The sequence below is a fragment of the Lacisediminimonas sp. genome (genome assembly GCF_030645335.1).
In the GTDB taxonomy this organism is placed as follows: Bacteria; Pseudomonadota; Gammaproteobacteria; order Burkholderiales; family Burkholderiaceae_D; genus Lacisediminimonas.
Map to the genome: position 1 here is coordinate 1 of NZ_JAUSNH010000132.1, position 12,865 is coordinate 12,865.

Sequence of the window (12,865 nt, forward strand, 5' to 3'; positions counted from 1 at the left end):
AAGTCCAGCTGGTGCGCGTGTTCGCCGATGCCGACGTCAAGCTGCGCCTGTTCCATGGCCGTGGCGGCACCGTGGGCCGTGGCGGCGGCCCGAGCTACGACGCGATCCTGGCGCAGCCGCCCGGCACCGTCAACGGCCAGATCCGCCTGACCGAGCAGGGCGAAATCATCGCATCGAAGTTCTCCAACGCCGATATCGGCCGCCGCAACCTCGAACTGCTGGTCGCGGCCACGCTGGAAGCGAGCCTGCTCAATGCCAGCCTGGACAGCCGCGCCAAAAAACGCCTGCGCCAATTCGAAGAAGTGATGGCCGCGCTGTCGGCAAAAGCCTATGCTGCCTACCGCAACCTGGTCTACGAAACGCCCGGCTTCGCCGACTACTTCTTCGACTCGACCCCGATTGCCGAGATTGCAATGCTCAATATCGGCTCGCGTCCGGCGAGCCGCAAGGCCACGCGCCGGATCGAAGACTTGCGCGCCATTCCCTGGAGTTTCTCGTGGGGGCAATGCCGTTTGTTGCTGCCGGGATGGTACGGCTTCGGCGCCGCCGTTTCCGAGTGGCTGGACGAGGCTGGTCCGGCGCAGCGCAGCAAGCGCGCCGCGCTGCTGCGCGCCATGTCGCGCGACTGGCCATTTTTCGCGGCGCTGATCTCCAACATGGACATGGTGCTGGCCAAGACCGACCTGGCGGTGGCGTCGCGCTATGCGTCATTGGTGACGGATCGCAAGCTACGACAACAGATTTTCCGGCGCATCAGCGCCGAGCACCAGCAAACGCTGGCCTGCCTGATCCTGGTGACGGGGCAAAAGGAACGACTGACCGGCAATCCGGTATTGGCGCAATCGATCAAGAATCGACTGGCTTATCTTGATCCGCTGAACCATCTGCAAGTGGAGTTGATCAAGCGGGCGCGCGCCAATGCGCTGGCTGCCGGCAAAGGCGAGGACCGGGTTTACCGAGGGATTCATTTGTCGATCAATGGTGTTGCGGCGGGTCTGCGCAATACAGGATAAGGAGTTGCCGAACATGCCTAAAGCGATCTGGAAAGACACGGTCATTGCGCAAGCGCCTGCGGATCAGGTCGTGCTGGTCGAGGGGAATATGTATTTTCCTGCAGATGCGGTCGATGCGGCGTTTTTGCGCAGTAGCGACAAGCAGACCGTCTGCGGCTGGAAGGGAACTGCCAGCTATTACGACCTGGTGGTGGATGGCGAGCTGAACAAGGATGCGGCCTGGTATTACCCCGCGCCAAAGGATGCGGCCATAGAGATAGCCGGGCGGATTGCGTTTTGGCGCGGCGTGCAGGTTGTCGACTGATCATGTAGGCCACACGTCACTGTAATTGCGTCGTTTCCAGAGGGGCTGACATGTTCATAGGCCATTTCGGATTGGCGTTCGGCGCCAAGGCGACGGCGCCGAAAGTGTCACTGGGTTCGCTTTTCCTGGCGGCCCAATTCATCGATCTTCTGTGGCCGACATTGCTCTTGCTCGGGATAGAACGGGTCGAAATCAATACCCGGATTTCCCAGGGGCCGCCACTGGATTTCGTGCACTACCCGATTTCACACAGCTTGCTGATGGTCCTCGTGTGGGCGGCGCTCGTGGGCGTCGTGCATTACCGCTTTCGACACAATCTGCGCGGCGCCCTGGTGCTTGCCGCAGCCGTCATCAGCCATTGGATCCTTGACTCCATTGTGCATTACCCCGACCTGCCGCTGTACCCCGGCAGCGCGCAATTGGCCGGTCTCGGTATCTGGTCGTCTCCGGTGGCGTCGATGGCGATCGAGCTAGGGATATTTGCTGTGGGCCTGTACCTGTACCTGCGATCGACCAAATCGATTGACCACACAGGCAAATGGGCGCTGTGGGCGCTCGTGGGCTTCCTTGTGCTGGTCCATGTCGCCAATGCATTTGGCCCGCCACCGCCGGGCACTGCGGCGCTGGTGTGGGTCGGGCAAGCGCAATGGCTGCTGGTGGCCTGGGCTTACTGGGTAGACCGTCATCGCCGTCCCGCCTCCGGTGCTGGTTCCGGTGCGGACCTTGCATGGCAAACCGAAGGCCAATAGCCGCGAGAACGAGTATCAGTCCCCGCCACGCGTCATCAGTGCCTTCAACGCCGGCCACTGCCGCCGCGAAACCGGCAGCCTTTCGTCCGTCCCTCGCAATATCACCAGCCACGATTCCTTGTCCGCAGGATCATCGTGCGCATCGGGCAGCCCCTTCTCCACGCCCACCACTGCATTGCGCGCCACCAGGGCATTGCGATGCACGCGCACGAACAGCTCCGGCATTTCGTCCTCGATCGACTGCAGTGACGACTCGATCAGGTACTCCGCATCGGCGGTGTGCAGGCTCACGTACTTCTGTTCAGCCTTCAGGAACACGACCTGGTCCGCTGGCACCAGCAACACCCGGCCCTTCTCCTGCACCGTGAACTGCCGCGCCACGGCGTACGCCGCGCCACGCAAGTCGACCGCCCGCCGGATCGCCTGCGCCAGCCGTTCGGCCCGCACCGGCTTGAGCAGGTAGCCCAGCGCCTCCACCTCGAAAGCCTGCAAGGCAAACTCGTCATGCGCGGTGATGAAGATGATCGCGGGCGCATGCGCTTGCCGGCGCAGTTGCCGGGCCAGCTCCAGGCCGTCCATGCCAGGCATTTGCACATCGAGCAAGATCAGGTCGGCCTGGGTGCTGGCCGCCAGCGCGAGTGCCTGCCGGGCATCGGCTGCCTCGCCGGCCAATTGGTGCGCGCAGGTTTCGGCGATATCCGCCAACAAGGTCTTCATGCGCGCGCGCGCCGGCGCTTCGTCATCGACGATCAGGATGCGCGGGATCGATCCGCTCATGACGAGCGCCGCTGGTAAGGAAAGCGCAAGCGCACGACAAACTGCCCGTCGGCCGCGACTGTCGACAACTCCCCCTCGACGTCATACAACAAGGCCAGCCGTTCGCGGATATTGGACAGCGCCATGTGGTTGCCGCCCGGCTGGACTTCTGCATGCAGCGGATTGGCAATCGTGATCTCGATCCGCTCCAGCAGCCGCCGCATGCCGATCCGGATCAGCACCGGTGTGCTGCTTGGCTCGACGCCGTGATGGACGGCGTTTTCCAGCAGCGGCTGCAACAGCAGCGCCGGAACCCGCGCCGTGCGCCGGGTTTCTTCGTCGACTTGCTGCAAGTCCCAGTCCAGTTGCAGGCGCTCGCCCAATCGCAGCGATTCAATTGCCAGGTATTGCCGGCACAGGCCGATCTCCTCTTCCAGAGTCGACATTTCACGCGCATCGCGTATCAACACGCGCAGCAGGTCGGACAAGTCCTCCAATGCCGTTTCGGCAACGCGCGGCTGTGTGCGGATCAGCGACAGCACCGCATTGAGGCTATTGAACAGGAAATGGGGCCGGATGCGCGCCTGCAGCGCCTGCAGGTGCGCTTCGGCCAGGGCTGGCGAATAGGCGCGCATGCGCAACGCAAAGTAATGCTGGAGCGCTGCGCCCAGCACCGCCGCCACCAGTGCGCCCGCCCATATACCGCTGGCGGTCGTGTCGAAGCTGCGCGCCATCAGCCAGATCACGGCCGCCGTCACGGCCGCCGGCACCGCCGCGCTGGCCAGGCGCTGCAGCCAGGCCGGTGCAGCGCCAGCACTGCTGCGCAGCGCGCACAACAATAACAAGGACAACATGGTTGACAGTTCCACAACGACAGCACTGTCGGTGAATGCCTGCAATGCCGCGCGCAAGTCCGCCGTCCACGCGATGGACGCTGCCAGCATTGCTGCATTGACGACCAGCAACGCGCGCAGCACCACCCCCATGTTGCAGCAATCGGGCAATACGACGGTGTCAGGGGCAAGGCCGGGGCGGGCAGTGGGAGGCATGCGCGGGAGGATGGTTGCTGTTGCGTGGTTCGATCAGATGGGATGGGATGGGATGAAATGAAAAAGGGACCATTGAGTCCGGCAATCAGCAGCCCCCGCATCTGCGCTTGAAAACAGCGACACTGGCCAGATCGTCCGGTCGGCGCGCCCGCTTGCTTTATAATCCGGCCATTCCACGGGATTGAATTATGACAGCACAACTCTCCAAAAAAAGCGAGGCATGGTCAGCTCGCTTCTCTGAACCAGTCTCGGATTTGGTCAAACGCTACACCGCGTCGGTATTTTTCGACAAGCGGCTTGCGCACGTTGACATCCAGGGCTCACTGGCGCATGCCGACATGCTGGCCAAACAGGCCATCATTACCAGCACCGACCTGGCTGACATCCAGCGTGGCATGGCGCAGATCAAAAGCGAAATCGACGCCGGACAGTTCGAATGGCTGCTCGACCTGGAAGACGTGCACCTGAATATCGAGAAGCGCCTGACCGAACTGGTCGGCGACGCCGGCAAGCGCCTGCATACCGGACGCTCGCGCAACGACCAGGTAGCGACCGACATCCGTCTCTGGCTGCGCGCGGCAATCGACGACATCCTGGTGCTGCTGCGCGACTTGCGCGTGGCGCTGGTCGACCTGGCCGAACAGCATGCCGACACCATACTCCCCGGCTTCACCCACATGCAAGTGGCGCAGCCGGTGACGTTTGGCCACCACATGCTGGCCTATGTGGAAATGTTCGGGCGCGATGCGGAGCGCATGCAGGACTGCCGCCGCCGCGTCAACCGCTTGCCGCTGGGCGCCGCCGCGCTGGCCGGCACCACCTTTCCGATCGACCGCGAACTCGTGGCCCGCACCCTGGGCTTTGACGAGGTGTGCCGCAATTCGCTGGACGCCGTATCCGACCGCGACTTCGCCATCGAATTCTGCGCCGCCGCCGCGCTGGTGATGACCCATGTGTCGCGCATGTCGGAAGAATTGGTGATCTGGATGAGTCCGCGGGTCGGCTTCATCGACATCGCCGATCGCTTCTGCACCGGTTCGTCGATCATGCCGCAAAAGAAGAACCCCGATGTGCCCGAACTTGCGCGCGGCAAGACCGGCCGCGTCAACGGCCACCTGATTGCCTTGCTCACGCTGATGAAGGGCCAGCCGCTGGCCTATAACAAGGACAACCAGGAGGACAAGGAGCCGCTGTTCGACACTGCCGACACCGTGATCGACACGCTGCGCATCTTTGCCGACATGGCGCGCGGTATCACAGTCAAGCCCGAGGCCATGCGCGCCGCAGCGCTGCAGGGTTATGCGACAGCCACCGACCTGGCTGATTACCTGGTCAAGAAAGGCATGGCCTTTCGCGACGCCCACGAAGCCGTGGCGCGCGCAGTGCGTGCCTGCGACGATGCCAAATGCGACCTGGCCGACTTGTCGCTGGAACAATTGCGCCAGTTCTCGACGCTGATCGAAGCCGATGTGTTTGCCGTCCTGACGCTGGAAGGTTCCGTGGCGGCGCGCGACCACATTGGCGGCACGGCGCCAGCGCAGGTACGCCGGGCGATTGCCCAGGCCAGGCTGCAATTGGGTCCGGACCCGGCGCATGGCTAAGCGGGGCCAGGCCCGCGCCTGACTACGCATAAACCACTAGTTGCTTCTATGCAAATTTTTATCGGGCATAAAGTTGATTTGACATACACTAGCGCCTCGCCCCGGAGAGCATTCCGCGGCGTTTCCCAAGAGCCGATGGCCTGGCCCATGCAACGCGCCTGAATACTGGAGTTTATTTTGTCGTTCCTACTCTCGATCTCGAAATGGATTGATGCGATCAATGAAAAGATCGGCCTGGCCGTTGGCTGGGCGCTGCTGGCAGCCGTCATCATCTGCAGCGGCAACGCGTTGATCCGTTACGCATTCAACATGAGTTCCAACGGCTGGCTGGAAATCCAGTGGTACCTGTTTTCGCTGATGTTCCTGATGGGCGCGTCTTACACGCTGCGCCGCAACGAGCATGTACGCATCGACGTCATCGTCGGCCGCCTGTCCAAGCGCACGCAGGTCTGGATCGACCTGTTGGGCTTCGTATTCTTCCTGTTGCCCATGACGATCCTGATCCTCTATGACGCCATCCCTTACGCAATGGTGTCAATCAGCAGCCAGGAAATGTCGAGCAACTCGGGCGGGCTGATCCTGTGGCCGGCAAAAATCATGATACCGATCGGCTTTGCCTTGCTGACCTTGCAGGGCATATCGGAACTGATCAAGCGCATCGGTTTCCTTGTTGGCCGTGTCGACGCCAGCGCATTCGAGAAACAGGCGCCCACACCGGAGGATGAGATCAATGCGATCAAGTCCGCCAACAAACTGAACTGAACGCACGACCATCATGACTGAATTCCTCATCGCCAATATCGCGCCGATCATGTTCGTGGCGCTGGTTGTGTTCCTGCTCTCGGGTTTTCCGGTTGCCTTTGCACTCGGCGCCAATGGCCTGTTTTTCGGCTTGCTCGGCATAGAACTCGGGCTGCTCAAGCCGGAACTGTTGCAAGCGCTGCCAAACCGGCTGTTCGGCATCATGGCCAACGACACGCTATTGGCCATTCCATTCTTTACCTTCATGGGGCTGATCCTGGAACGCTCCGGCATGGCCGAGGATCTGCTCGACACCATTGGCCAGTTGTTCGGGCCGATCCGGGGCGGCGTCGCCTATGCCGTGATTTTCGTCGGCGCGCTGCTGGCGGCCACTACCGGCGTGGTCGCCGCGTCGGTCATCTCGATGGGCCTGATTTCCCTGCCGGTGATGCTGCGCTATGGCTACGACAAACGGCTGGCGTCGGGCGTGATTGCCGCTTCCGGCACGCTGGCGCAGATCATCCCGCCGTCGCTGGTGCTGATCGTGATGGCCGACCAGCTCGGCCGTTCCGTCGGCGACATGTACAAGGCGGCCTTTGTTCCGGGCCTCCTGCTCACGGCAATGTACTGCGGCTATGTGCTGGCCTTGTCCATCTTCCGGCCGGCAGCGGTTCCCGCACTGCCACTGGAGGCGCGCAACCTGCGTGAGCCCAATGGCAATAGCGGCGCCGTGTCGCTGCTGTTCCTGGTGCTGGGCACTGTCGCCTTGTCGACCGGTTTTGCGCGCTGGTACATCAGCGGACATCCGGCTGCTGCGACCGATGAAATCATCGTCTACTCAATGGCGGTGGGGATGGCCTTTGCATTCACGCTCGCCTATCTCAACCGCAGCCTGAAGATCGGATTACTGTCGCGCATGGCCGAAAAGGTCGTATTCGTGCTGATGCCGCCGCTGGCGCTGATTTTCCTGGTGCTGGGCACGATTTTCGTCGGCATTGCCACCCCGACCGAAGGTGGCGGCATGGGCGCCATGGGCGCGCTGATCCTGGCCGTCATGAACCGGCGCCTGACCTTTGACCTGCTCAAGCAAGCGATGGGTTCGACCACGCGGCTGTCCTGTTTCGTGATGTTCATCCTGATCGGCTCGTCGGTATTCGGGCTGGTGTTCCGCGCTGTGAACGGCGACCTGTGGGTCGAGCATTTGCTGACATCGCTTCCGGGCGGCGCGATGGGCTTCCTGATCGTGGTCAATATCCTGTTCTTCGGATTGGCTTTCTTCCTCGACTTCTTCGAGTTGGCCTTCATCCTGGTGCCGCTGGTCGGGCCGGTCGCTGAAAAGCTCGGCATCGACCTGATCTGGTTCGGTGTGCTGCTCAGCGTGAACATGCAGACCTCGTTCATGCATCCGCCATTCGGCTTTGCCTTGTTCTACCTGCGCTCGGTTGCACCCAAAGAAGTCAAGACCAGTGACATCTACTGGGGCGCGGTGCCGTTCGTGGTGATCCAGGTGATCATGGTCAGCCTGATCATCGCTTTCCCGAAAATCGTGTACATCGAAAAGCCGGTGAACATGAAGGAAAACATCGAACTCAAGATCGACATTCCGCAACACGACGGATCTACCGATGCGCCCGGCGGAACCGAGGGCGGATTGAAACTGCCAGACACCGAGGGGGGCTTGAAGCTGCCGGAAATACCGGAAATGCCGGCGTCGGAAGAACCGGTATTGAATTTCTCGAAGGACGCCGGCAAGAAATAACCCAGCGAGATCAGCACCCGATGTAAAAAAACCGCACGTCAACGCCGTGCGGTTTTTTTATTTCAGCAAACGCTGAACACTGCTTATCCAGTGAAATGACCCTGACCGGACCTGATCAAGGCGCGAATATCGTGGCACAAATCGCCTTGTCTGGCAGCACCCGGACCGCAGCCTAGTTACCGGCTATCGTCATGCTTTCAATCAGTATCGAGCCGGTCTGCTTGGTACCGCGATTGATCGCATCCGCGCCGATGCTGACGATCTGGCGGAACATGTCCTTGAGGTTGCCGGCGATGGTGATTTCTTCGACCGGATACTGGATTTCACCCTTCTCGACCCAGTAACCGGATGCGCCGCGCGAATAGTCGCCGGTGACGTAGTTCACGCCCTGCCCCATCAATTCGGTCACCAGCAGGCCGGTCCCGAGCCGCTTGAGCATGGCCTTGAAATTATCGGCCGGCGTAGCCAGCGTCGAGCGCAGCACCAGGTTATGCGATCCGCCGGCGTTGCCGGTGGTTTTCATGCCGAGCTTGCGGGCGGAGTAGGTCGACAGGAAATAGCCCTGCACGACGCCATCGCGCACCACATCGCGCTTCTGGGTGCGCACGCCCTCCTCGTCGAATGGCGCCGAACCCACTGCGCCGGGCACATGCGGATCTTCAGTGACCTGGATATGGTCGGCAAACACCGGCTTGCCGAGCGAATCGACCAGGAAGGTCGATTTGCGGTACAAGGCGCCGCCTGACACCGCCTGCACGAACGCACCGAGCAAACCGGCCGCCAGCGGCGCTTCAAACAGCACCGCGCATTTGCGGGTGCTCAGCTTGCGGGCGTTGAGCCGGGCCAGCGCGCGCTGCGCCGCATAACGGCCGACCGCTTCCGGTTCGGCCAGCCGGTCTGGACTGCGATCCGACGTGTACCAGTCGTCGCGCTGCATGTTGCCGCCGCGCCCGGCAATCGGCGCCACCGAGATGCTATGCCGCGAAAACGGATAGCCGCCCATGAAATCACGGGTATTGGCGGTAATGAAGTGCGACTGCTGGGCATAAACGCTGGCGCCCTCACTATTGGTGACGCGCCGGTCGACCGCAAACGCGGCCGCTTCGCAACGACTGGCGATCCTGACGGCCTCGTCCGCGGACAGCAGCCACGGATGGCACAGGGCCAGGTCGCGCGGATTGCGTTCCAGCATGTCTTCGTCGGGCAAGCCGGCGCAATCGTCGGCCGCAGTGAAGCGCGCAATGTTGTAGGCCGCCTCCACCGTGTCCTGCAGCGACTTGCGGGAGAAATCCGAGGTGCTGGCATTGCCGCGCCTGATCGAGCCGTGGTCACCGAGCAGGACCGTCACGCCCATGCCCTTGTCCTTGTTTTGTTCGATGGTTTCTATCTTGCCCTTGCGCACCGTCACCGACAGGCCATTGCCCTCGTTGATGTCGACTGCTGCGTCGGTCGCGCCTTTTTCCCTGGCGAAACGCAGTACATCCTGTGCGATTTGTTTCAACTGGTCCGGCGTATAGCTGAAGTTGGTGGCGTCGTTCATTGGTTCTCGTGGATTCGGGCTCGTTGGGACGGCAGCGTTCTGGTCACTGCCTAAACCGGTTATGATAGCAGCCATATAAATTTGCATTGCCCAGGCTGATGGCCTGTGTCCACTTACATCATGCCCAACGCAAACCGCGGTAACACCGGGTTCCAGTCGAACGAGTTTGAACAGCAGTACGACCGGCCCTCGAAATCACAATTGAAGCGCGACATGACCGCGCTGCAAAAGCTCGGCGAAGAACTCGTCAACGAGCCGGGCGACCGCGTCTTGCGGGTGCCTATGCCCGAAGATGTCAGGGACGCCATCCTCGCGTGCCAGCAGATCAAGGACCACGAAGGGCGCCGCCGGCAGATGCAATATGTCGGCAAGCGCATGCGCGGCCTGGAAGAAGAGGAAGTCGCGGTGATCCGCAAGACCCTCGACAGCTGGCGGGGGGCCTCCAAATCAGAAACCGCTGCGCTGCACGCGCTGGAACGCTGGCGCGACCGCCTGGTGGCCGACGACGCCGCCCTGACTGCGCTGCGCGAAAAGTATCCCCAGATCGACATGCAGCAGGTGCGCACCATGATCCGCAACGCGCGCCGCGAGCAGGCCGAGAACAAACCGCCGAAAGCCTACCGCGAGATTTTCCAGTTGCTCAAGCAACTGCAAAAGCCGGACGCTGGCCAGGAAGGCAGCCAGCAGGAAGGCGACACCGACAGTGACGGGCAAGACAGCGACGACAAAGCATGAGCAACAGCCGCACGAGCCCCGATGAATTGCTGATCGGCCTGGTGTCGATCTCGGATCGCGCTTCCACCGGCGTCTACCAGGACCAGGGCATTCCGGCCCTGCAGGACTGGTTCAGCCGCGCCCTGACCAGCCCGTGGCGGATGGAAACCCGGCTGATACCCGACGAAGCCGCCGCCATTTCGCAAGCGCTGGTCGAGCTGGTCGACCAGGTCGGCTGCGACCTGGTGGTAACCACCGGCGGCACCGGTCCGGCGCGGCGCGATGTGACGCCGGAGGCCACGCTGGCAGTCGCGACCAAGGAAATGCCGGGATTCGGCGAACAGATGCGGCAGATCAGCCTGCATTTCGTGCCGACCGCGATCCTGTCGCGCCAGGTCGCAGTAATCCGCGAGACGCCAAACCATGCCGCCCTGATCATGAACCTGCCGGGGCAGCCAAAATCGATCCGGGAAACACTGGAAGGCCTGAAAGACGCTGACGGCAAGAGCATTGTCGGCGGCATCTTCGCGGCCGTTCCCTACTGCATCGACCTGATCGGCGGACCGTATGTCGAGACCGATGAGGCCGTGTGCAAAGTCTTTCGCCCAAAATCAGCCATCCGCAACAAGACCACACCAACACCATGAGTACAAACCCTAGCCTGCTTGAGGCAATCGAGCTTGAAACCCAGCCGAACCCTGCCGTTGCCGTGATCTGGCTGCATGGCCTGGGCGCCGACGGTTCCGACTTCGTGCCCATCGTGCATGAACTCGATTTGCGCGGCTGCCCCGGAATCCGTTTCATCTTCCCGCATGCGCCCACCATGCCGGTCACCATCAACGGCGGTTACGTGATGCGTGCCTGGTACGACATCATGGGCACCGAAATTGCCCGCACCGAAGACGAGAGCGGCTTGCGCGCGTCGCAGCGGGCAGTGGAAATGCTGATACAGCGCGAGATATCGCGCGGCATTCCGGCCAAGCGTATCATCCTGGCCGGATTCTCCCAGGGGTGTGCGATGACCTTGCAGACAGGCTTGCGCCATCCCGAAAAATTGGGCGGCATGTTGTGCCTGTCGGGTTACCTGCCGCTGTTTGCGACGATTGCCGCCGAAAGTCATCCGGTCAACCAGGAAACCCCGATTTTCATGGCGCATGGCCGGATGGACCCGGTCATTCCGATCGATCGCGCCGAGAAGTCGCGCGACCTGCTGCGTTCGCTCGGCTATACCGTCGAATGGCACGATTACGCCATGCCGCACTCGGTCTGCCCTGAAGAAATCGGGGACATTGGCCGCTGGTTCCAGAAACTGCTCGGCTAAGCAAAGCCGAGGGTCCAGGCCGCGCCCGACGCCGCGGGCTGGCCCTCAGCCCTCAGGCCCGGCTCAGGCTTCCCTGAGCGTTTGCAAGGGTGGCTGGCGCAATACATTGCGCAAGCCCGCCCAACCGCCAATCAACGCGCACAGCATGCCGGCTACCAGCCCGGCGATCCACGCGGTGGGCGTAAAGCGCCACGCAAAGTCGAACAGATAAGTCGCCAGCGACCAGCCCACTGCGGTGGCGCCCAATGCCGCCAGCAATCCGGCCAGCATGCCCACCAGCGCAAACTCTATCCATTGCGAGCGCGACAATTGCGAGCGGGTCGCGCCCAGAGCCCGCAGCAGCGCTGCTTCGCGCATGCGCTCGTCTTGCGAACCGGCCATCGCCGCATACAGCACCAGCACGCCGGAGGCCAGCGTGAACAGGAACAGGAACTCGACTGCCGCGACCACCTGGTCAATCACCGCCTGCACCTGGCGCAAGACGCTGCCCACATCGACCACGGTCAGGTTGGGAAAGTCGCGCGACAAGGCATTGGGTAATCCCGGCCGTTCGTCCGGCAGGCGAAATGCGGTGATGAAGGTTTGCGGCGTATCGGCCATCAACGCCGGATTCAGGATCACGAAAAAATTGACCCGCATCGATCCCCATTCCAGCTTGCGCAAGCTGGTGACGCTGGCTTCCACATTCTGGCCGGCGATGTCGAAGGTGATGCGATCGCCCAGCTTCAGCCCCAGGGTGCGCGCCAGCCCCACCTCGACCGAGGCTTCCGGTTTGGCGTCGTCATACCAGCGCCCCTGCACCACTTCGTTTTGCGACGGCAGGTCGCGCATGGTCGAGAGGTTGAATTCGCGCTCGACCAGCCGTTGCGCCCGGTCGTCCACATAGTCGGAACGGCTGACGTCGCGCTCATTGATGCGCACCAGTCGGCCCCGGATCATCGGATACAGCACCGGCTTGGTGACACCATTTTCAAGCAACTGCCGGGCCACGGCTTCGCGCTGGTCCGGCTGGATATTGATGATGAAATGATTTGGCGCATCGGCCGGCGTGGCGCCGCGCCAGGCCGCCACCAGGTCGCCGCGTATCACGGTCAGCAACAGCAAGGCCATCAGGCCCAGCGACAGCGCGACGATCTGCACCACCGTGCCGGCCGGACGTCGCTGCAAGGCGGTAATGGCAAAGCGCCAGCTCGGCGAAGACGACAGGTTGCGGATGAAGCGCAGCAAGCGCACGCCCGACCAGCCGGCCAGTGCAAACACCAGCAAGCCGGCGACAAAGCCGCCTGCCGCCAATGCGCCCAGCGTCAGGTTGCCGGCT

The 12,865-nt window shown here is 62.2% G+C and carries 13 protein-coding genes; 9 read left to right on the plus strand and 4 right to left on the minus strand.

Annotation, left to right across the window (positions count from 1 at the left end; genetic code table 11):
- The 3 genes from Q7T64_RS09560 to Q7T64_RS09570 form a co-directional block, all read left to right on the plus strand.
- On the plus strand, window positions 1-1,013 hold a 1,013-nt coding region (locus tag Q7T64_RS09560), incomplete at its 5' end, for a phosphoenolpyruvate carboxylase (RefSeq protein ID WP_304794911.1).
- A 13-nt stretch (window positions 1,014-1,026) separates the two neighbouring features.
- On the plus strand, window positions 1,027-1,317 hold the full coding sequence (locus tag Q7T64_RS09565; protein ID WP_304794913.1) for a DUF427 domain-containing protein: 291 nt from the start codon (window positions 1,027-1,029) through the stop codon (window positions 1,315-1,317).
- 50 nt (window positions 1,318-1,367) lie between these two features.
- Window positions 1,368-2,066 (plus strand): metal-dependent hydrolase, encoded by a 699-nt coding sequence (locus Q7T64_RS09570; RefSeq protein ID WP_304794915.1) that lies wholly within the window; start codon window positions 1,368-1,370, stop codon window positions 2,064-2,066.
- Window positions 2,067-2,081: 15 nt separating this feature from the next.
- Here Q7T64_RS09570 and Q7T64_RS09575 read toward each other — a convergent pair whose 3' ends face one another.
- Both Q7T64_RS09575 and Q7T64_RS09580 read right to left on the minus strand, forming a co-directional pair.
- Window positions 2,082-2,843: a LytTR family DNA-binding domain-containing protein gene (locus Q7T64_RS09575; protein WP_304794918.1), complete on the minus strand. Its 762-nt coding sequence runs from the start codon at window positions 2,841-2,843 to the stop codon at window positions 2,082-2,084.
- Complete coding sequence (locus tag Q7T64_RS09580) at window positions 2,840-3,871, minus strand: sensor histidine kinase (RefSeq protein WP_304794920.1); 1,032 nt, start codon at window positions 3,869-3,871, stop codon at window positions 2,840-2,842. Before Q7T64_RS09580 ends, Q7T64_RS09575 begins: the two co-directional genes overlap by 4 nt.
- A gap of 188 nt (window positions 3,872-4,059) precedes the next feature.
- Here Q7T64_RS09580 and argH point away from each other — a divergent pair, with 188 nt between their 5' ends.
- From argH to Q7T64_RS09595, 3 genes are all read left to right on the plus strand, one after another.
- Window positions 4,060-5,472, plus strand: coding sequence for an argininosuccinate lyase (gene argH / locus Q7T64_RS09585; protein WP_304794923.1), 1,413 nt, complete (start codon window positions 4,060-4,062; stop codon window positions 5,470-5,472).
- A 177-nt stretch (window positions 5,473-5,649) separates the two neighbouring features.
- On the plus strand, window positions 5,650-6,234 hold the full coding sequence (locus Q7T64_RS09590) for a TRAP transporter small permease subunit (RefSeq protein ID WP_304794925.1): 585 nt from the start codon (window positions 5,650-5,652) through the stop codon (window positions 6,232-6,234).
- Between the two features lie 13 nt (window positions 6,235-6,247).
- The gene (locus Q7T64_RS09595; protein ID WP_304794928.1) at window positions 6,248-7,972 is read left to right on the plus strand and encodes a TRAP transporter large permease subunit; all 1,725 of its coding nucleotides are present in this window, start codon (window positions 6,248-6,250) and stop codon (window positions 7,970-7,972) included.
- A gap of 172 nt (window positions 7,973-8,144) precedes the next feature.
- On the opposite strand, the gene pmbA is transcribed toward Q7T64_RS09595, so the two are convergent.
- On the minus strand, window positions 8,145-9,512 hold the full coding sequence (pmbA, locus tag Q7T64_RS09600; RefSeq protein ID WP_304794930.1) for a metalloprotease PmbA: 1,368 nt from the start codon (window positions 9,510-9,512) through the stop codon (window positions 8,145-8,147).
- A gap of 120 nt (window positions 9,513-9,632) precedes the next feature.
- On the opposite strand from pmbA, the gene yjgA reads away from it, so the two are divergent.
- The 3 genes from yjgA to Q7T64_RS09615 are packed head-to-tail and all read left to right on the plus strand — an operon-like array spanning window position 9,633 to window position 11,547.
- Window positions 9,633-10,247 carry a ribosome biogenesis factor YjgA gene (gene yjgA / locus Q7T64_RS09605; protein WP_304794932.1) on the plus strand — a complete coding sequence of 205 codons (615 nt, stop codon included), beginning with the start codon at window positions 9,633-9,635 and terminating at the stop codon, window positions 10,245-10,247.
- Window positions 10,244-10,873 (plus strand): molybdopterin adenylyltransferase, encoded by a 630-nt coding sequence (gene mog / locus Q7T64_RS09610; RefSeq protein ID WP_304794934.1) that lies wholly within the window; start codon window positions 10,244-10,246, stop codon window positions 10,871-10,873. The genes yjgA and mog overlap by 4 nt, the downstream gene beginning before the upstream one ends.
- The gene (locus Q7T64_RS09615; protein WP_304794936.1) at window positions 10,870-11,547 is read left to right on the plus strand and encodes an alpha/beta hydrolase; all 678 of its coding nucleotides are present in this window, start codon (window positions 10,870-10,872) and stop codon (window positions 11,545-11,547) included. The genes mog and Q7T64_RS09615 overlap by 4 nt, the downstream gene beginning before the upstream one ends.
- Before the next feature lie 63 nt (window positions 11,548-11,610).
- On the opposite strand, the gene Q7T64_RS09620 is transcribed toward Q7T64_RS09615, so the two are convergent.
- On the minus strand, window positions 11,611-12,865 hold a 1,255-nt coding region (locus tag Q7T64_RS09620), incomplete at its 5' end, for an ABC transporter permease (RefSeq protein WP_304794938.1).

What these genes read in the sequence shown, in the direction of transcription:
- Q7T64_RS09565 (WP_304794913.1), top strand. Translation starts at nt 1,027, where the DNA reads ATGCCTAAAGCGATCTGGAAAGACACGGTCATTGCGCAAGCGCCTGCG.
- Q7T64_RS09570 (WP_304794915.1), top strand. Translation starts at nt 1,368, where the DNA reads ATGTTCATAGGCCATTTCGGATTGGCGTTCGGCGCCAAGGCGACGGCG.
- Q7T64_RS09575 (WP_304794918.1), bottom strand. Translation starts at nt 2,843, where the DNA reads ATGAGCGGATCGATCCCGCGCATCCTGATCGTCGATGACGAAGCGCCG.
- Q7T64_RS09580 (WP_304794920.1), bottom strand. Translation starts at nt 3,871, where the DNA reads ATGCCTCCCACTGCCCGCCCCGGCCTTGCCCCTGACACCGTCGTATTG.
- argH (WP_304794923.1), top strand. Translation starts at nt 4,060, where the DNA reads ATGACAGCACAACTCTCCAAAAAAAGCGAGGCATGGTCAGCTCGCTTC.
- Q7T64_RS09595 (WP_304794928.1), top strand. Translation starts at nt 6,248, where the DNA reads ATGACTGAATTCCTCATCGCCAATATCGCGCCGATCATGTTCGTGGCG.
- pmbA (WP_304794930.1), bottom strand. Translation starts at nt 9,512, where the DNA reads ATGAACGACGCCACCAACTTCAGCTATACGCCGGACCAGTTGAAACAA.
- yjgA (WP_304794932.1), top strand. Translation starts at nt 9,633, where the DNA reads ATGCCCAACGCAAACCGCGGTAACACCGGGTTCCAGTCGAACGAGTTT.
- mog (WP_304794934.1), top strand. Translation starts at nt 10,244, where the DNA reads ATGAGCAACAGCCGCACGAGCCCCGATGAATTGCTGATCGGCCTGGTG.
- Q7T64_RS09615 (WP_304794936.1), top strand. Translation starts at nt 10,870, where the DNA reads ATGAGTACAAACCCTAGCCTGCTTGAGGCAATCGAGCTTGAAACCCAG.